Origin of the sequence: Hymenobacter chitinivorans DSM 11115, from assembly GCF_002797555.1 — a bacterium.
GTDB classification, from domain to species: domain Bacteria; phylum Bacteroidota; class Bacteroidia; order Cytophagales; family Hymenobacteraceae; genus Hymenobacter; species Hymenobacter chitinivorans.
Map to the genome: position 1 here is coordinate 1,636,044 of NZ_PGFA01000001.1, position 19,663 is coordinate 1,655,706.

The 19,663-nt window shown below is 65.0% G+C and carries 12 protein-coding genes; 8 read left to right on the forward strand and 4 right to left on the reverse strand.

Annotated elements, in window-relative coordinates:
* The 8 genes from CLV45_RS06810 to CLV45_RS06840 all read left to right on the forward strand — a co-directional run bounded on the left by CLV45_RS06810 (position 1) and on the right by CLV45_RS06840 (position 12,598).
* Entirely contained in the window at positions 1–1,497 is a 1,497-nt protein-coding gene (locus CLV45_RS06810; RefSeq protein WP_100335615.1) for a RagB/SusD family nutrient uptake outer membrane protein, read from the forward strand.
* A 128-nt stretch (positions 1,498–1,625) separates the two neighbouring features.
* Complete coding sequence (locus tag CLV45_RS06815; RefSeq protein WP_100335616.1) at positions 1,626–3,665, forward strand: rhamnogalacturonan lyase; 2,040 nt, start codon at positions 1,626–1,628, stop codon at positions 3,663–3,665.
* Positions 3,666–3,895: 230 nt separating this feature from the next.
* Positions 3,896–4,477 carry a hypothetical protein gene (locus CLV45_RS06820; RefSeq protein ID WP_100335617.1) on the forward strand — a complete coding sequence of 194 codons (582 nt, stop codon included), beginning with the start codon at positions 3,896–3,898 and terminating at the stop codon, positions 4,475–4,477.
* A 228-nt stretch (positions 4,478–4,705) separates the two neighbouring features.
* Entirely contained in the window at positions 4,706–5,356 is a 651-nt protein-coding gene (locus tag CLV45_RS24845; protein ID WP_157807333.1) for a hypothetical protein, read from the forward strand.
* Positions 5,346–6,485 (forward strand): AAA family ATPase, encoded by a 1,140-nt coding sequence (locus CLV45_RS06825; RefSeq protein ID WP_211289913.1) that lies wholly within the window; start codon positions 5,346–5,348, stop codon positions 6,483–6,485. The genes CLV45_RS24845 and CLV45_RS06825 overlap by 11 nt, the downstream gene beginning before the upstream one ends.
* A complete protein-coding gene (locus tag CLV45_RS06830; RefSeq protein ID WP_100335619.1) occupies positions 6,485–7,201 on the forward strand; it encodes a hypothetical protein in 717 nt (238 codons plus the stop codon). Before CLV45_RS06825 ends, CLV45_RS06830 begins: the two co-directional genes overlap by 1 nt.
* On the forward strand, positions 7,198–9,684 hold the full coding sequence (locus tag CLV45_RS06835; RefSeq protein ID WP_100335620.1) for a hypothetical protein: 2,487 nt from the start codon (positions 7,198–7,200) through the stop codon (positions 9,682–9,684). The genes CLV45_RS06830 and CLV45_RS06835 overlap by 4 nt, the downstream gene beginning before the upstream one ends.
* 10 nt (positions 9,685–9,694) lie before the next feature.
* Complete coding sequence (locus CLV45_RS06840) at positions 9,695–12,598, forward strand: hypothetical protein (RefSeq protein WP_100335621.1); 2,904 nt, start codon at positions 9,695–9,697, stop codon at positions 12,596–12,598.
* Positions 12,599–12,619: 21 nt separating this feature from the next.
* Here CLV45_RS06840 and CLV45_RS06845 read toward each other — a convergent pair whose 3' ends face one another.
* From CLV45_RS06845 to CLV45_RS06865, 4 genes are all read right to left on the reverse strand, one after another.
* Positions 12,620–15,514, reverse strand: coding sequence for a glycoside hydrolase family 2 protein (locus CLV45_RS06845; RefSeq protein ID WP_100335622.1), 2,895 nt, complete (start codon positions 15,512–15,514; stop codon positions 12,620–12,622).
* 390 nt (positions 15,515–15,904) lie between these two features.
* Positions 15,905–16,870: a glycoside hydrolase family 43 protein gene (locus tag CLV45_RS06855; protein WP_100335624.1), complete on the reverse strand. Its 966-nt coding sequence runs from the start codon at positions 16,868–16,870 to the stop codon at positions 15,905–15,907.
* Between the two features lie 245 nt (positions 16,871–17,115).
* The gene (locus CLV45_RS06860) at positions 17,116–18,141 is read right to left on the reverse strand and encodes a glycoside hydrolase family protein (protein WP_157807335.1); all 1,026 of its coding nucleotides are present in this window, start codon (positions 18,139–18,141) and stop codon (positions 17,116–17,118) included.
* A 105-nt stretch (positions 18,142–18,246) separates the two neighbouring features.
* Positions 18,247–19,572, reverse strand: coding sequence for a rhamnogalacturonan acetylesterase (locus CLV45_RS06865; RefSeq protein ID WP_100335625.1), 1,326 nt, complete (start codon positions 19,570–19,572; stop codon positions 18,247–18,249).
* Positions 19,573–19,663: the final 91 nt, after the last annotated feature.

The following is a 19,663-nucleotide window of genomic DNA, read 5'->3' on the forward strand; positions in this document are numbered from 1 at the left end:
ATGAAAGCATTTAAACTCCTGGCCTTTACCGCCCTGCTGGGCCTGAGCGGCCCCGTGCTGACCTCGTGCAGCGAAGACGTGCTCGACATTACGCCCGCGGCCAACAACAGCTCCGACGACTTTTACAAGGATGAAGGCCAGCTCAACCAGGCCGTGCTGTCTATTTACAACGCGGCCCTGTCGTTTCCGCAGAGCTCCCACTGGAACATCTCCGAAATCCGGTCCGACAACGTGCTCATCGGCAACCTGAACGTGCAGCGCGACTACAGCGACATCAGCAACTTCACGGCCGTGTCGCAGACCGGGCAGCTGCAGGCCACCTGGACCGACCTCTACGAGCTGGTGTTCCGCTCCAACATGCTGCTGGAAAAGATTCAGCCCTTCACCTTTGCCCGCACCAGCCAGTTCCAGGGCGAGGCCCGCTTCCTGCGCGCGTTGGCCTACTTCGATTTGGTGCGTTACTGGGGCCCGGTGCCCATTGCCGACAAGGTGCTCAGCATCGAGGAGTCGAAGAAAGTGCCGCGCTCCTCGGTGGCCGACGTTTACAGCTTCATCGTGGCCGATTTGCAGTACGCGGCTAATTCCCTGCCCGAAACCTACGCCGCGGCCGACAAGGGCCGGGCCACCAAGTGGGCCGCCAAAGCCCTGCTGGGCAAGGTCTACCTGACCATGTACGGCTACCCGCTCAAGCAAAGCAGCGCCCTGCCGCTGGCCAAGCAGCAGCTCAGCGAGGTGCTGGCCAAGGAAGGCTCGGCCGGGGCCCTGGCTACCAGCTACGCCGACCTGTTCAAGGTGGCCAACGACAACAAGTTCAGCGTGTTTGAGGTGCAGTACATTTCCGGCGGCACCGGCCTGGGCAGCACCGTGCCCTGGGACCAGGGCAACAACTTCCCCATTACCTACGCGCCCTTCCAGCCCAGCCAGATTGACGCCCTGCCCGGTCCCGACCTGTTCGGCGCCGGCTGGCCCAAGGCCGACAAGCGCAAGGCCGCAACCGTCGATTCCATTACCAAAGTGGGCACGGCCACGCTGCGGGCCCAGTTTATCAAGTTCCTGGAAAAAGGCACCAAGGACCCGGTCAACAACCGCGACTACCCCAACAACTTTCCCATCATCCGCTTCGAAGACGTGATGCTGATGCAGGCCGAGGTGCTCAACGAGGAAGCCGGGGCCGGTGCCCCGGTGCCCTCGGCCGCCTTAGCCTTGGTGAACCGTATCCGGACCCGCTCCGGGGTGCCCGTGCTGGCCAGCATGACCAAGGAAAACTTTCGCCTGGCCCTGGAGCGGGAGCGGCGCTGGGAGTTTGCCGGGGAAGGCCTGCGCTGGTTTGATCTGGTGCGCACCGAGCGGGCCTTGCCGGTGATGAACAAGTTCTTGAAAGACAACGCCGTGGGCACGGGCCGCGTCCTGGATGAGCACGACCTGCTCTTTCCGATTCCCCAGCAGGAGCTGCGCATCAACCCCGGCTTCTGGGAGCAAAACCCCGGCTACAACTAAGCCCTGGTTGAATAAGTATTTATTTCATGCAGTGAAGAGGCTGCCTCGGTTGGGGCAGCTTCTTTTTTACCCGGCTTAGCGCTTTGTTGCGGTTCATTGGCCTATTCTTCTTTCCTCCAGCCCTTTCTATGAGCACCGTGTATTCGCCCTGGGTTCAACGCTCGGGCCCGGCCCGCTTCGGCCGTTTGGCCATCCGGGGCGCCGTGTGGGCCTTGCTGCTGGCCGCCGGCCTGACGCCGGCCGGGGCGGGGCAGCCGCTGCTGCCCGGAGCCCGGCCCACTGCGCCGCAAGCCCTGCCCGAGCAGCTGGACCGGGGTTTGGTGGCCGTAGCCCAGCCCGACGGCCGCATTTTCCTGAGCTGGCGCCTGCTGGCCTCCGATCCGGCCGATGCGCGGTTCACGCTCTACCGTCACCTGGTCACCGGCCAGAAAGTAAAAATCACCAGCCAGCCTATTACCGGCACCAATTGGCTGGATAAAGTGCCGCTGACCGATAAGTCGCCGCTGCCGCAGGGGTACTCGGTCGAAGTGGTGGGAGGGAAGGCCGGCAAGCCTGAGCGAGTGGCCGCCGTCTGGGCCCAGAACTTCCTGCGCGTCCCGCTGCAAACCCCGCCGGGCGGTAGCGTGAGCAGCGGCCCCGAAACCAGCACCTACACCTACGCGGCCAACGATGCCTCCGTGGCCGACCTCGACGGCGACGGGCAGTACGAAATCATCCTGAAGTGGGAGCCCAGCAACGCCCGCGACAATGGCTCGGCCGGCCTCACCGGCCCCGTGCTGCTCGATGCTTACACCCTTGCTGGTCGGCGGCTCTGGCGCATCAACCTGGGCCGCAATATCCGCGCCGGGGCGCACTACACCCAGTTTATGGTCTACGACCTCGACGGCGACGGCCAAGCCGAAGTAGCCTGCAAAACCGCCGACGGTACCGTAGACGGGCAAGGCAAACCCATCGGCGACGCCGGCAAGGATTACCGCAGCCTCACCGTGCCCACCGACGGCGAACTGGTGGCCACGGCCCGCGACAGTAAGTTTGGCCGCATCCTGGCCGGCCCGGAATATTTCACCGTCTTCAACGGGCAAACCGGGGCGGCCCTGGCTACCACGGCTTACGTGCCCGGCCGCGCCCCGCTCGACGGCTGGGGCGGCATCGGGGGCAACGGCGGCAATGACCGCTACGGCAACCGCGCCGACCGGTTCCTGGCCGCCGTAGCCTACCTCGACGGGCAGCAGCCGAGCGTCATTATGTGCCGGGGCTACTACGGCCGCACCGTGCTGGCCGCCTGGGACTGGCGTGGCGGCCGGCTCACCCAGCGCTGGGTGTTCGACTCCCAAGACGAGAAAAACCCGTTTTCGGGCATGGGTAACCACGGCCTGAGCGTGAACGACGTGGACCAGGACGGCCGTGACGAAATCGTGTACGGCTCGATGGTCGTGGACGACGACGGCCGCGGCCTGTTCAGCACCGGCCTGCGCCACGGCGACGCCCTGCACGTTTCGGACCTCGACCCCAGCGCGCCGGGCCTGGAGGCCTGGGGCGTGCACGAAAACGAGGACAAGGTGCCCGGCCACGAAAACGGCCCCGGCGCGGCCCTCTACGCCGCCGGTACCGGCAAAATTCTGGTGGCCGCGCTGCCGGGCCAGGATGTGGGCCGCGGCATGGCCGCCGACATTGACCCCCGCTACCCCGGCGCCGAATTGTGGGTCAGCAACCCCGAGCTGGGCCTGCTTTCCTGCAAGGGCGAGAAAATCGGGCCGGCCCCGCGCTCCGTCAACTTCGGGCTGTGGTGGGACGGCGACCTGCAGCGCGAATTGCTCGACGGCACTTCCGTCTACAAGTGGGATTATCTAAACGGGCAACTAACGACTTTGCTCGACGGCAAAGCGCAGAATGCCGCGTCCTGCAACGGGACCAAAGCCACGCCCTGCCTTTCGGCCGACCTGCTCGGCGACTGGCGCGAGGAAGTCATCTGGCGCACCACCGACAACACGGCCCTGCTGATTTTTACCACCACCATTCCCACCGAGCACCGCTTCGTGACCCTGATGCAGGACCGGGCCTACCGCCTGGGCGTGGCCCGGGAAAACGTGGGTTACAACCAGCCGCCCCACCCGGGCTTTTACCTGGGCCAGGGGATGAAGTTGCCCACCGCCAAGGCTGTCAACTAAGTTTTCCGCGGGGCGGGCCACGAAGACTGCGGGGCCTTGCGCAATTTGCTGGCGAAAAACGGACCTTTTGTTGGTAGGCAGATAACCAGCTGTTTACGGGTTGAGCGGCGGGGTATCTGGCTTCAGTTAGCCCCATGGCGGGCCCGGTGCCGGGTGGGGGTGGAGTGGTTTGGTATAGTCCTTGGAAAGGCCCGTCCAGCCGAATCTTCTCTCCGTTATATCCCGCTTCTATGTCCATCTTTACCCGTTCCCTTTTCACCGCGGCTCTGGCGGCCACCACTTTGCTCACGGCTTGCTCCGATAAAAACACGGACGCCCCCGCCCCCGCCGACCCGACGCCCATCTACCGTCTGACCCACTTCTTCCACGACCCGACGACCAATACCGGCTCGGGGACCATTTACCCCAGCAAGGATATCAAAGCCGAAGCCCGCTTGTTTCCGGTGGTGCTGGCCCTCGATTTCAGCGCCGGCCCTGATGCCCCCCACCTGGAAATTTACCGTTCCCAGCTCAAGCCCGGCTGGGTGGGTACCTACGCCCTGCGCTGCCGCACCCGCGCCACCGACCCGGTATTCGTCTCGTACTCCTACCAGAACAACGGCGGCTCCCGCATCTACCGCTTCAGCGACTTAACCCAGACCCTCACCGGCGACGTGACCATTACGGCCTACGACGAAAAGCGCCAGCTGCTGAGCGGGCACTTCGAAGTAACCGCCCCCGACCAGCGGGACCCAGTCAGTGACGCCCCGGAGCAGAAAACCACCATTCTGCTCACCGGCGACTTCTCCGACATGAAGGTGCAGGTGCAATAGTCTGTCCCGCCGCATTGCCCGGCAAACCCACTCTGCAACGCTGCTGACCTCCCAAGTTAGCAGCGTTTTTTGTTCCGGCAGGCTCCGCCGCGGCCCGCGGGCGAAAAGCTTAATTTCGGGGGAAAAGGCCTTTTGTTGCCCAACTACAGAGGAAATAGAATACTTTAGGAGTCGTTTATCCGAAGGCTTATTCCCGAAGGGCAGCTGCGCTATCCTCGTTTGCTTATCATGTTGCTCACTAGTTTTTTACAGGATTTGCTAACCACCGGCAGCGTAACCTTGGTGGGCCGGCCCAGTGCGTTTGCGCCCGATGACCTGCTGGCTGCTACCGAGTTGCTGCAAGCCTACTACGCCGCCGATGCCCGCGAAATTCCGTACTCGGCCCCGGCTTTTGACGCTCCTGCCGCTTTGTGGGCGGCCGGCTTGCTCTACCACACCGTGCAGCTGACCCTGGTGCGGGAGCTCGACGAAGCCGTTATTGCCGAAACCCTGCCCGATTTTGCTGGCCTCATCACGCCCGAGGTGCTGTACTCGGCCGACCTGCTGCTGCGCTACCTACCCGATTTGCTGCGTCTGGCGAAGGGCCTGGCCCCCGGTGACGCGCTGGTGGCCCGCCTGCAAGCCCTGGCCCGGCAGTGGCCCCTCTCATTCGGCGGGCCCGAGTTGCCCGAGCCGGCCGCCGAAGCCCGGGTGCTGGACCACCCGGCTCTGCGCCAGGAATACGTGGACCGTCTCATCCGGGCCCAGGACCGGCGCCGGGCGGGGCAGCCCCACTTGCGGGCCCTGGTACAGGCGGCCCTTGGTGCCCACGCCGCCACGCTCTGGCCCGATTTTCAGGCCTTTACTCTTGTAACCACCGATGGAAAACATGCTGACTGAGTCTGGGCCCCTGGTCGAAAAGCTCAACCAGGTAACCCGCCACCTCAAAACCACCTTCGTGGGCAAAGACGACATCATTGACTTGATGAGTTTGTGCCTGGTGGGCCGCGAAAACCTGTTTTTGCTGGGTCCGCCCGGCACGGCCAAAAGCGCCCTGGTGCGGGCCCTGGCCCAGCGCCTGGAGGGCAAAACCTTCGAATACCTGCTCACCCGCTTCACCGAGCCCAACGAGCTGTTCGGCCCCTTCGACATTCGTAAGCTGCGCGAGGGTGACTTGGTAACCAACACCGAAGGCATGCTGCCCGAGGCCAACCTGATTTTCCTCGACGAGCTGCTAAACGCCAACAGCGCCATTCTCAACTCCCTGCTGATGGTGCTCAACGAGCGGGTGTTCCGGCGGGGCCGCGAAACCCGCGCCCTGCCGGCCCTGCTCATGGTGGCGGCCAGCAACCACCTGCCCGAAGACGAAGCGCTGCAGGCGCTGTTCGACCGGTTCCTGGTGCGCGTGCACTGCGACTACGTGGCCCCCGACGCCCTGGCCGACGTGCTGGAAGCCGGCTGGAACCTGGAGCAGCGGGGTGGGGCCGAGGCGCCAACTATTACGGCGGCGGAAGTGCTGCAGCTGCAGGCCCTCATTCCTACCATTGATTTGCGGCCCATCCGAAGCCAGTACGTGGAGCTGATCAGCAAGCTGCGCCTGGCCGGCGTGGCCGTGTCGGACCGGCGGGCCGTGAAGCTGCAGCGCCTGCTGGCTGCCAGCGCCCTGCTCTGCCAGCGCCCCACCGTTATTGCCTCCGATATGTGGGTGCTGCGCTATATCTGGGACACCGACGAGCAGCGCGAAATCATTGCCGGTATCGTCGATGCCGTGGTGCTGGCCGATGAGCAGCCCGGCCAGCACCCCCGCGCCGCCGGCTCCGAAGCCCCCAACGCCGACGCCATTCTGAGTGAAGTCCAGGCCCTGACGGCCCAGTGGGACCAGCCCGAAACGTCGTTGGCGGAGCGCACCGTCATCAAGGACCAGCTGCGCTACCTGCACGGCCGCACCCAGTGGCTGCCCAACGAGGTGCAGCGCAGCTACGTGCAGGAGCCCCTGGACGCGCTGTGGCAGAAAGTATTGCAGGCATGATGACGGAGCGCGTCATCGTGCTGGCCAGCGCCGACCGGCCGGTCCTGGGCCACGTGCGCACCGTGCCCGGCCTGCGGGCGGCCGAAGCCGCCGGGCAGCTGTGGCTGCGCGGTTTGCCGGCCACGGGTGAGCTGCCCGTGGCCGTACGGGCCCTGCCCGCCGTGGCAACCTACGCGGCCGACGCCCAGGAGCGGCTTTTCCCGGCGGGCCACCGCACGCCCACCGGCCGGCTGCCGGCGCTAGTGTGGCAGCCCATTGCCGAATTCGTGCCGTTAGAACTACCCACGGCGGCCGTGCCGGCCCGAACGGTGCCCTCGTACCGCGTGCGGCTGCTGCCCTCGGGGCGGGCCCAAGCCGGCGCGGCCTTGCTCACTACTTTGCCCCAGTGGCTGGCTTACGTCGAAACCGCGCCCGAAATCCGGCTGCGGGGCCTGCGTTTTGCCGTTTCCTCCGACGCCGAAGTGCTGGTGCTGGGTACGCCGCTGCCCCCGGTAGCCGGGCAGGAATACTGGCTGCAGCACGGTCTGCTCTTGCCCGCCGGCTTCGACCTGGAAGCCCCGCTGCTGGCACCCCTGCTGGCCCGCAAGCTTGATCCGGCCGCCGATGGGGTGGTCTTGTTTCGGGCGGATGGCCGCTGGGAGCAAATTCTGGCCACCGATGTGGTGCCCGTGACGCGCGGTGCCGTACGCTTAACCGCCGAGGGCTTCGCAGCATGAGTAATCAGTCAACCCCGCCGACCCATGACCCCGCCCGGCTGTACTTTCAGGCGCCCACCAACTATTTCTGGCGCTGGGCCGAGGCGGGCGAAATTGCGGAGTGGGAAAACGGCGTCACCATCAGCTACCGCGACGAACTGCAGGTAGTCGTGGCCGCGCTGGCCGCCCGGGGGGTGCCGCCGCTGGGAGCCGTGCTGCTGCTGCTGGCGGCCTGCTCCGAGGGGTGGCCCACGTCGGGCGGGCAGGGCGTGCTGGCGGGCCTGGCTTCCGTGTTCAAGGGCCGGAAGGGCACCGCTGAGCTGCAGTTTTACCTCAACCAGGCCTGCCGCTTTATGGACCTGGTGCACGCGCTGCCGCCGGAACTGCGCACGGGCCCGAAGAAGCTGCACTTGTTTCAGGAAGTGTTTCCGCCCGCAACTACTCACCGCGGAGGAGCTAAAGGCCAAAAGCCGACAGTAGGGCGCACGTTAAGCTTTGAGGAAAGTCAGGGGGCGCTGGCGCAATGGGCCAGTGGCCGCCTGGACGAGGCGCTGCGCCAGAATGGGCCGGTAGTGGGGGCAGAGTATTTGCTGGCCGATTTACAGTGCCTCGACCAAGCCTTTCAGCGCTTTCCCAGCACCGAGCTGCTGGCCTTGCGCCTGCGCACCGGCCTCGACCAGGTGCCCGCGCCCCTGCCCGAGCCGGTGGTGCCCGAGGTCCCGGCCGAGGAGCCCACCGACTTGCTCGACCAGCTCACCCAGGACCCGCGCACGGCCGGCCTGGCCCGGCTTACCCAGCGGCTGGTAGCGGCCCTGCGCATTCCGCTGCACACCCGCCAGGCCAGTGAGCAGCCGCTCGGAGGCATTGCTGACGTAACCAACCGGGGCAACTTCGACCGGCTCCTGCTCAGCGAGCTGGCCCACGACGACCTGACGCTGATGGCCCGCCTGGTCAACAACGAGGCGCTGTACCTGCGCCGCGAGGCCCCGCCCGCGCCGGAAGTGCGGCCCCGCGCCGTGCTGCTCGATACCACCCTGCGAATGTGGGGCGTGCCCCGGGTGTTTGCCCTGGCCGCCGCTTTGGCCTGGACGCGCAACTCCCAGCACGGCCGGCCGCCGGCCCCGGTGCAGGCCTACGCCCTGGGTGGGCAGCAGGCCGAGCCCATCGACCTGGCTTCCTTCGACGGCGTGGTGGAAACGCTGAGCCGGCTGGACGTGGCCCTGCACGCCGGGGCGGCCCTGCTGGACTTTGCCCGCTCCCAGCCCGCCGCTGCCGATTCCCTGCTCATTACCGACGCCGAGCTGCTGCGGGCGCCGGAGTTCCTGGACGCCCTGGCCGAGGCCAAAACGGCGCTGCACTACCTGCTTACGGTGAGCCGGAGCGGGGAGCTGCAGCTCTATGAGTTTCACAACGGCCACCGCACCTTGCTTAGCACCAGTAGCTTTGCCCTGGAGGAACTGCTGCTGGCGCCCGCGCCCCGCCGCCCGCAGCGCAACTTGCCCCCGACGAGTGGCCCGGCTTTTCTGCAGCAGCAGCCGGCCCCGCTCTTGTTCCCGACCACCGGCCTGCGCGTGTCGCCGCGCAACACCTTTTACCAGCGGGCCGTGGGCGTGCTGGCCGTTACCGATGTGCAGCGGGTGCTGTACTGGCCCTACCCCCACACCGGGGCCCGGGAACTGCTACCCGAAATCGAGCCGGGCGACTATTCCGTTGGCACCAACTGTACTACGGAGCTTTACGTGCTGGTTAGCAGCGCCGAGGTGCTGCGCGTGTACCGGTTGGGCATCGGCGGCCCGGAAATGGAGGTCGAGTCCGTGGACCTGGATGCGGAGCTGACCCACTCGGAAGTCGTGGAGGTGGTGTTCAAGGACTTGTGCTTTTACGTGCGGCGCGGGGCCAGTAATCTGGTTTTCGACTGCCAGGCCTGGAACATTAAGGAAAGAGCCCTGGCCCGGCTGCCGGAGGCGGCCAGCAGCGGATTTAAGCCCGATTTTGGCCGTGTGAAGCGCCACATCAACAACGGCTACACTCCGCTGCTGCGCATCAAGCGCCTGGGCGTGAATGGCTCCGGTGACTTCGTTGTTGAGCACCACGTCCTCCAGCTGCGGCGTAAGCAAAGCCCCCACAGCGACGATTTTTACCTGAATAGCCCGTCACCGAATTCGTCGTCACACCGGGCTTCCGACATTCCGTATGCAGCTCAGTTTGTGGACGAGTCGACGCTGCCGGGCAACGAGCGGGTGCGGCTGCAGCGGTTCCGCTGGCCCGGCGGCAGCGAGGCCGTCGTCGACTCCCGCGGCCTGCTCCACCTGCGCAGCGCCGATGCCTCGGTGCCCGAAATAACCCTGACGCTGGTGCTGGGCCAGCCCCTGGCGTTCTGGGCCGCCGATGGCACCGTGTGCGGCCCCACCTACTTTACCGGCGTAGCGCGCGAGCAAAGCTTGTCGGCCCCCGAATTCTACGAGCAGTATCTCCGTCGTTTTATCAGCAGCCTGATTGACTAACCCCCCCGCCATGCAACTCACCCTCCGCTACCACGAAGCCGCCCAGCGCCCGGGGTGCGCGGCTTTTCTGCGCGGCGCCGAGCCGGCCGCCTGGCTGCGCGAAATCGGGCGCTGGGGCCTGGAGGCCAGTCAGCTGCAGTGCTACCTGGTGCCCGAGTCCATTCGCTCGGGGCAGGTGGGCGGCTTGTTCGTGGTGGCCAACGGCCCGCTGCCGGCCGATGTGCTGGAGCCCTACGGCGTGGTGGCCGGGCGGCTCTACGTGCCGGTGCAGGCCGGTTTGTGGCCGGCCACCACCCCCGAGGAGCTGGGCCGCCTGCTGCTCTGGCCCCGGCAGCTGCTGCATCCTGGTTTGGGCCTGGTAGGCTTCGAAAAGACCGACGAGCTGGACCTGAGCACGTTGCTGCGCACGGGTCCGCCCCGGGCCACCGACTGGGGCCTGGCCCGGCCCGGGCTACCACCCAAGCCGCGGCTGCAGCGGGTGGAAGTGCTGCGGCCCTCGGCCGAGGAAGTGGTGCAGGCCATCCGGGAAGACGTGGGCTCCGAGCCGCTGGCCCAGTTGCTGGACCCCACCGAAACGAACCCCGGCCCCGCCGTCCGGCTCTGGCAAAACCTGCGCCACGGGCTGCTGACCGGTGCCTTGGCACTTATTCAGGCCCTGCGCGGGTTTTTGGGTGGCCCGGTGCTTGGGGGGGTGGGTCTGGGCGTGGGGTTGCTGCTGGCCCTGCTGATTACGGTGACTCTGGCCTACGGGGCTTTGCAGGCGGCCAGTAGCGGCGCCGGGACCCTGGTAGTAGTGCTGCTGCTACTGGTTGGGGCCGTGGCTCGTTTTCTGAAGAGCGGGGACACCGCTTCGTCTGCTCCGTACCGGCCGGCGCCGCGCGCCGCGAACCGGCCCGCGGGGCCCGGCGTGCTGCGCCGCCTGGAAAACTGGCTGGGCGGCAACATCAAGAATCTGGAGCAGAAGCGGCAAAACGAAATCGAGCGGCTGCTGCGCCTGTTCGGGGAAAACATGGACGAGGCCCTCAAGTACGCCATTCCCCTCGGCGGGCCCTACCAGGACCGGGGCACGGCGGCGCCCTCCGCCCACCTGGGCCCCCGCCTCACCGACTTCAGCCTCTGGAATCTGGGCGGCGGCCGGGCCGTCGATTCCTGGGATATTGGGCAGTACAGCCATAATTTGCGGCAGCGCTACGAGGAAGCGGCCCGCCGGGAAATGGAGGCCGGCCGCCATAAAAAGGCCGCCTACATCCAGGCCCACCTGCTGGGCAACTACCTGGCCGCAGCCCAGGCCCTGGAGCAGGGCGGCTTCCACCGCGAAGCGGCAGCCCTGCACAAAGACCACCTCAAAAACCTGCCCGCCGCGGCCCGGTGCCTGGAAAACGGCGGCCTGCTGCTCGAAGCCGTGGAAATCTACGAGGAGCTGCAGCAGCACGAAAAAGCCGGCGACCTGTACCAGCAGCTGGAGCAACCCGAGCGGGCCACCCGCCACTACGAGCGCAGCGTGGAAGTGCAGCTCGGCAACCAGGACCACCTCGACGCGGCCCGGATTCTCCACGATAAGCTCGGAAACCCGGCCCAGGCTCGGCAGACTCTGCTGGCGGGCTGGGCCGATTCCCGGCAGGCGGAAAACTGCCTGAAGCAGTATTTTACCCTGGCGGCGGCCGAGCCGGAGCCGGATCTGGGGGCCCAGGTGAACTTCGTTTACCGGCAGCACACGCCCGCCGGGCAGCGCGTGGCCTTGCTCCAGGTGCTGGCCGCCGTGACTGAGCAGCACCCCGATGCCGAGCTGCTGGCCACGTCCCGGGAAGTGGCCTACGAAGTGGTGAGTGCCGAAGCCGGCGCCGGCAACACCGCCCCCCTGGGCCTGCTGCGCCACTTTCTGCCCCAAGACCGGCTGCTGGCCGCCGACGTGAGCCGCTACGCCACGGGCCGGCAAAAGCGCCTGCGCGACGCATTGCCGACAGCACCGGCCGGCTTTCAGCTGGACGCTACCATCACCTGGCTCACCGCTACCAGCCACGGGGCGCAGTGGCTGGTAGTGGGGCAGCGCGACAACCAGCTGTACCTGGCCCGCTGCAACTGGTACGGCAACGTGGAGTACTACTCCTGGTCCAACCCCGTGGAGCCCGGCCTGCGGGTGGTGCTGGTAGCCGATGAGCGGCACAGTACCCGCGTGCTGCTGCGCCCGTCCCGCGGGGTAATGCTGGAAGCCAAGGTGCTGCCCAAAAACAAGTACTTCGCCCAGAGCCTCACCGTGGAGTGCCCGATTTGGTTGCCCGACTGGCCCGCGCGGGTGGCCCTGCTGACGAGTGAGCGAGTAGCCGTGGCCAGCCTGCAGGATGGCAGCACGGTGCAGGAGCAGGTGTTTAGCCGGGCCGGCCAGGTTCTGGAAACCCGCACCTACGACCTGCAGGAAGTAGCGCCAAGCTTCACGTCCGTGGAGCGGAACTGGCCCTGCGAGCTGGTTGAATCGGCCGGTAACTACTATTCCTACTGGAATCAGTGGCTGGTGATTCTGGATGAAATGGGCCCTTTCGCGGCCCACGAGCTGCCGGGCCCGGTGGTGCAGCTGGCCCGCTCGCCTTACGCGGCCCAACTGCAGCTGGCGGTAGCTACGCAAAACGGCTTGCGGCTCTGGGAGCCCCACACGCCGCACAACCGCAAGCCCGGCCCGGAAACCGAAGCGGCCTGCGCCGCCAACATGGACCTGCGTTTTGTAGCTCCCGAGTACGTCGCCGTGGTCGATATTCAGGCCGCGGAGCTGTACTACCTGGCCGCCGAAGGCCCACGCCTGGTGCGCACCATCGAAAGCCAGGCTGAATTGTTGGCCGCCCTGCCCACTGCCGACCGTAAGCAGTTTGCTCTGCTTGAAGCCTCGGGTAAAGTCACGTTGTATTCGGTAGGGGAGGAATAAGCCGCGCGTTACAAAAAAAGTCTAGAACAAGTCGTCCTTCACCGGGGCCGTGTAGGGCTGGGGCTTGGCCGTGGTTTGCGGCAGGCCGAAGTAGAAGTACAACGTGCGCCGGGTGGAGCCGCTGAGGTGGTTCAGCTCGCTCTGCGGCCCCAGGTTCTTGGTGTTCGAGTCGATGTTCAAAGCCAGCTTGGTGCCCAGGGGCGGAATGGCGTCCAGGAAGGAGAGGTTGCCGGCGGGCAAGCCGGGGGAGGGCTTCACGCCCGAGAGGCCGTAGAAGTCGAACAGGCGCACGTAGAGGCCTTTGTCGGGCGAGGCAATGAGGAATTTGCCTTCCACGGTGTTCATTTCCAGCCAGGCAATGTCGGCGAAGTAGCCCTTGAACTCGGGGTAAATCCAGGGGGCGGCCCCGGTTTGGGTGTTGTTGTAGGCGTTTTCCCAGACGTTGTCACCGACGCCCTGCAGACGGTTTTTCCAGACCCGGTAAGGGCCCTTGCCCAGCCACTTGGCGCCCAGCACGTAGTTTTCGGGGTAGGTAAAGCTCAAGCCGCTGAAGGCGTAGTCGCCCGTCGGCAGGGTGTATTCGTAGTCCATGCGCAGCCAGCCCGAGCCGTGCATCTTGTAGCGCACCGCCTTCATGGCCCCCGAGTACGCCACGTCCACTACTTCGCCGTCGGCTTCGGCGTGGTGGGTCAGGCCGGTGCAGGTGGCCGTGCCGCTGACCAGCACCGGGCCGTTGGCAAAGGACAGTTTGTCGCCGTTGTTGCCTTTCACGCCGGTGATTCGGCCGGTGGTTTTGTTGAAGACGACGACGATGTTGTTGGCCTTCAGCGTCAGCAACGAATCCGCGTCGGTTATTTCCACCGGGCTTTTCTCGGCCGTCGTCAGGGCCACCACGCCGTCGAGGACTTTGGGGTTGCCGCCGGTTTTCCAGGTCCATTTATACACCAGGTTTTTCTGCGGGTCGAAGGCCGAAAGCACCAGCGCGTCGTAGTTTTTCCAGTCCTTGGGCAAGTCCAGCTTCAATTTGCCCGTGGCCCGGGGCTTGACATCGGGGCTTTTGAGCCGGCTTTTCTTGCCCGAAATCGAGCCGGCAAACGGGTCGGTGGGCTTGCGGTAGTTTACCAGCTCCCACTGAAAAAAGCATTGGCTGAGGTTGTTGAAGTGGTAGCGGTTTTCGACCTCCACCGTGCCGCTGAACTTGGCGGGCAGCTCCTGGAGGCCAATCTTAATCGGCGAGAAAATTTCGCGGATGGCGTAGAAGCTGCCTTCCTTTTCGCGGTGGGGGCCCACCACGCCGTCGGGCGCGTTTACCCCGTTCACGTCGATGATACCGCGCTGGTCGGTGCGCACGATGCCTTCGTCCACGAGGGCCCAGAGGAAGCCCCCGCCCGAGCGTTGGGACTTCCAGTGCAGCTCCCAGAAGTCGTTGAGGCCCACGGCCCCGCCGCCGTCGTCCTGGCAGTGCAGAAACTCGGTGGGCATGTAGATGAGCGAGTCACTGAGTATTTTCTGGGTGCTGTAGTAGTTCTCGTAGTGGTTGCAGTCGATGCCGCTGTGCTGGTTGCCGGGGCGGTGGTGGGCGTGAATCACGGGCCGGCGGGAGAAGTCGTAGCGGGCGTAATCGTCGTCGAGTTCCTTGTTGGTGCCGCCCTCGTTGCCGTTGCTCCAGAAGATGATGCTGGGGTGGTTGGCGTCCCGAATCACCATCTCCCGCACCAGCTTTTCGCCGGCCTTGGTGCTGTAGGCCTTCTGCCAGCCGGCCAGCTCATCCAGAACATACAAGCCCAGGGAGTCGCAGAGGTCCAGAAACTTCACGTCGGGTGGGTAGTGCGACATGCGCACGGCGTTCATGTTCATCTCCTTGAGCAGGCGCACGTCGGCCAGCTGGATGGAGTCGTTGAGGGTGCGGCCGGTTTCGGGCCACCAGCTGTGGCGGTTGATACCCTTCATCTTGACCTGGGTGCCGTTGACGTAAATGCCCATCCCGCGCCGCACCTCGATGGTGCGAAACCCAAACTTGCCCGTGGTCTGGTAGAGCGTAGTAGCGCCCTGCTTCAAAGTAGTGCGCACCCGGTACAAATTCGGCGTTTCCGAGGTCCAGAGCCGGGGCTTGCTCACCGTGGTGCGCAGCGTGACGACGGTATCCTGGGGAGAAGCTGCCGCGCTGGCCGTGCCGATAACCTGGCCGGCCGCGTCCAGGATTTCGGCCTGCACCTGACTGCCAGCTGGCACGTTGCGCACGAAGGCCCGCATGCCAAACGTGCCGTTGGCCTTGGCGTCAATGGCGGTGTGGGTGATGAACTGCCGGGGGTAAGCTTCAACATACACCGGCCGGAAAATGCCTCCGAACACCCAGTAGTCGGCCAGCCGTTCGGCGTTGTTGACCGACTGCTCGGCCGACATCTTACTCACCGTTACTTCCAGCAAATTGCTCTGGCCGGCGGGCTTGAGCTTGTCGGTGATGTCGTACTTGAACTCGTAAAACGCGCCCTGGTGAATGGGTCCTGCGCTCTGCCCGTTCACCTTCACCTCGGTGTCGGTCATCGAGCCTTCGAAGACGATGAATACCTGCTTATCCTGCCAGCCGGCGGGTACCGTAAACTGGTGCTTGTACTGGCCCTGCTCGTCGGCGAAGCGGAAATTCTTGCCGTAGGTTTTGTAGTCGCGGCCGTAGTTGTAGCTCCCGAAGCCCTGCTGCTCCCAACAGGAGGGCACGGCAATCTTGGTCCAGAACCCGCTTTTTCGGCCTCCGGTGCAGTAGAAGTCCCACTGCACGGTGGGTTTGTTGTCGCGCCCCGAGAGGTACTGCACCTGCTTGGTCGGCGCGGTTTGGGCTGCGGCGGGCAGAATAGTCAGCAAGGCTGCGCCGGCCAGCAGACCGGCGGCAAGCGTACGGAAGGAAGTAGAAAGGCCCATGAGCGGCAGGGTGGGGAAGGTGCGAAGAACGGCAGCCGGGCTACCAAACGCTAACCTACTGCCCCGCCGGTTGCCGGGTGTCCTGTAGTTTCCTGTTCTTGGGGTTGGTTGTTGGTTGTCAGTTGTTAGTTGTCAGTTGTTAGTTGTCAGTTGTTGGGCGGCTGTCATCCTCCATCTGGCGTACGCACAGCGAAGGACCTTCCTCGCCTTAGTAACAAGCTCGATTCAATGTGTAGGAGTCTCCACTAAAGAACAGCCAAAGGGCTTTGGCACGTTGGCCGGAACTGTAGTGAGGCAGGTGAGGAAGGTCCTTCGGCTGCACCTCAGGATGACAGGTCTAACAACTGACAACCAACAACGAACAACTAACAACCAACAACTAACCAAAACTCACTCCCGCAGCAGCACCTGCAACTCCTCTTCCGAAATGGGCAGAATGGTGCCGTGGCGCAGGCCGGCGGGCAGCTGAATCTGGTCCGAGACGTCGGTCCAGGTTTTCAGGTCCCGGGAGCGGACGGCCCCGTAGCGGTGCAGGCGGTACTTGTCGAAGTACACCAACCAGTCTGGGCCCAGGCGCACGGCGGTAGGGCCTTCGGCCCAGTAGTCGCCGGTGATGGGGGCGGAAAGCTGGCTGTAAGGGCCCGTGAGGTGCTGGCTGTAGGCCAGGCGCAGGTTTTTGCGGGGCGTGGGCTCCAGAGTTTCGTCTTTCAGGAACATGACGTAGCGCTTGCCATCCGGCTGAATACTGGCGTCGATGACGTTGAAGCCGGGCTCGTAGAGCAGTTGGGCCGGGGCGTAGGTTTGGAAGTCCTGGGTAGTGGTGTAGTAGAGGCGGTGATTGTAGCCGCTCTCGCCCTTGGCCTGAGTTTCGGGGAAACGGCCGGTGATGGTGGTGGCCCAGTAGATGACGTACTGCCTGGTTTTGGCGTCGTAATTGATTTCCGGGGCCCAGCAGTTGCGCGCCCCGGCCTCGGGCTGCATCACGGGCACAAACTGCTGCGCCGACCAGTGCACCAGATCCGCAGACGAGGCGTAGCCGATGCCCTTGTCGTTCCAGCTCACCGTCCAGACCATGTGAAACCGACCGTCGGGCCCGCGCAGAATGCAGGGGTCGCGCATGAGGCGGTCCTGGGCCACGGCGGGCCGCAGAAACGAGCTGTCCTGCTTGAGGGCCGTCCACCGGTAGCCGTCGCGGCTGTAGGCCAGGTGCAGGCCGTCGCGGCTGTTGCCCTTGAAGTAGGCAAACAGCAGCGCCTGGCCCTTGGGCAGTTGCTGGGCGTGAATACTTGGTGGTGCAAGCAACAAGCTAGCCGCCAGAGTAGCTTTAGCAACCAGGGGGTTGAGAGAAAGAGGCATGGGCAGGCATTCGTAAGAGAGTAAATAAAAAAACCTGTCATCCTGAGCTTGCGAGGGACCTTCCTCACCTCAGTGACAAACGTCATTCAATGCTCCAAATCAATGTGCCAAATGCCTTTGCCGCTAGCCTGGTAACGAGCCTTGGTGCGTTGGCAGGAGCTGTGGTGGGGTAGGCGAGGAAGGTCCTTCACTCCACTGCGTTGCGCTCAGGATGACAGACGATGGTGCTGAAATTTCCTTCACACTTACCGCCTCCGACCCCGCTTGCCGCCTGGGCCCAGCTGCATGTAGGTCGGCTCGTCGCGGTTGCCGGTCAGCTTCCCGTCGGCGTAGTGCAGCTCCACGACCTGAATAAGGCTGCGCCGGGTGGCTATACGGTTGGCGGCCGAGGGCGTGCCCGGGCGGCGGGCGGGGTGGGTGAAGTAAAACAAATAGGCCCCGTCGCCGCGCACCACCACGTCGCAGTGCCCGCCGATGGCCTGATCCTCGGGCCCGGTGCCGGGCAGCGCCAGCAGCCGCTCGGGCTGGGGCGTCCAGGTTTTCAAATCGGGGGAGCGGTACACGGCCAGGCCGCGCCACTGGTCGATAATGAGCCAGTACTGGCCTTGCCAGCGGAATACTTTCGGGCCTTCGCCGCGCTCCTTGAGGGCCGGGCCCTTATCCTGCCAGTGGGTGAGGTCAGGGCTGTCGGCGTAGTAAATGCTCTTGCCGTCCCGCTCGTTGTTGTACCACAGCCGCCAGGTGCCGTCGGGCAGGCGGTACACGCTGGCATCAATGACTTTGTCGGTAGCCAGCGCCAGGGTCGACACGTACTGCCAGTTGAGCAAATCGGGGCTGGTCAGGTGCAGGATCTGGCGGGGGTGGTTCCAGTCGGCAAACACGCCCGGCACGTAGGTCAGAAACATGTGGTAGGTGCCTTTATCCTCCACCACGTCGGGGGCCCAGTGGGTGTACTGGGGCGTGGGCCGGTAGTTGATATTGGCCGTGTCGCGGTAGCGCCAGGTGGCCCCGCTGTCCGCCGATTCGGCAATGCCGATGCGGGTGCCGTGCACCCAGGTGACGCCCGTGGCGGTAGTATCGGTGGCCCGGCGGTTGGTGTAGAACATCCACCACTTCTGCTCACTTTTATTCCAGATAACGACCGGGTCGGCGGCCCCGTCATACACCGGGTCCCGAAACAGGGGCTTGGGCGCAAGCTGGCCGGGCGGATGGGTTTGGGCCCGGACTCCGAGGGGCAGCAGCAATACCAGCAGAAAAACGAGGTACTTCATATAGGAGGGGCGGAAGGCCGCGGAAATGCGCTGTACTCGCAGGAAAAAATCCACAAGTCCAGTGTGTTGTCGAAGCGGGTGCCGACGGGCGCGGGCCACGCGGCTCTAATTTCCGTCGGGCTTGGTCACGGCGCTGCGGGGGCTGCCGTACCACTGCCAGGCGGTGAGCGGGTCGGGGTGGGCGGGGTCGAAGGCGGGTGTGGGGCGCAGGAACTTGACCAGGCCCAGCTTATTGGCCTTGATGCCTTCCACCACGCAGCGGGCAATTTCATAGGCCCCGTAGGGGTTGAAGTGGGTGTTGTCGGCCAGGGCCTGGGGTTGGCCGGGGTAGGTGTTAGCCGGGTAGTGCACAAAGGCCTTTTTCGACTCCTCGGGGCCCATACTTTCGTAGAGCTTCGTCGTCATAAGGGTAAGGTCAATCAGGGCCACCTGTTCCTGCTGGGCCACCTGGCGGGCCGCGGCGGGAAAGTCACCCAGGCTATTTTCAATGCGGCCGTCGGGGCCGAAGGAGCGCCGGCTGGTGGAGGTCAGAATCACCGGAATGCCGCCCTTTTGCTTGGTTTCGCGCACAAACAGCCGCAGCCGCTCGGAGTAGGACTGCCAGGCCCCGTCGGTTGAGCCTTTTTCTTTCTGGTCGTTGTGGCCAAACTCGATGAAGAGGTAGTCGCCGGGCTGCAGCACGCTCAGCACCTTCTGCAGGCGCCTGGAGCCCAGAAACGAGCCCAGCGTCAGGCCCGACTCGGCGTGGTTGGCCACGGCCACCCCGGGCCCCAGAAAGCGCGGCAGCATCTGGCCCCAGGCGGCCCAGGGCTCATCATCCTGGTTGACGACGGTGGAATTGCCGGCCAAAAACACGGTGGTAGCCCGCGGGGCCGGCTTGATTTCCAAAGCCGCCAGGCAGGGATTCGGGCCGTTAAATTCCAGGGTCAGCTTGTCGTCCCAATCCAGCTTGCCCAGCTCCCGGGGCTTGAGGCCAACGGTTTCGGTGGCGCTGATGCGGGGGCTTTTCACGTTGAGGGTAAAGGTTTGGGTCGTGAACTGCCCGGGCGTGGTCGGGGTGGTTTCGAGCAGCAGCCGGCGCGACTCGGCCTTGAGCATGGTGGTGGAAGGGCCCTGGGCGTCGCCCAGGGTCAGGGTCACGGTGTAGTTGCCCTCGGGCAGGCGCACCGAGAAGTAAAACGGCTGCGGGCTGGTCACGAAGTCACTGCGCAGCGCGTCCTTGCCGCCCCGGTCCACGGCCGTCACGCTGGTGCCAAAGTCGAAGCCGTAGCCTTGCGCGGGGGAGTAGGCCGCATCGGCGGCCACGGCGGTATAGCCGGGCGCTGTTTTGCCGCTGCCGAAGTCGAATTTGTACGGCGACGTGGGCTGGGCCACAGCGCCGCCGGTGAGCAGCATAGCGGCCAGCAAAGCGGTAGGAGAGAAGGTCGGCATGGGGCGGGGTAGGGAAGGAGCTAAAAGTAGCCGCCGCCCTACCCGCAGCTTCCCTGTACTGTCATGCCCGCGCCCGTCTGCTGGTAGCTAA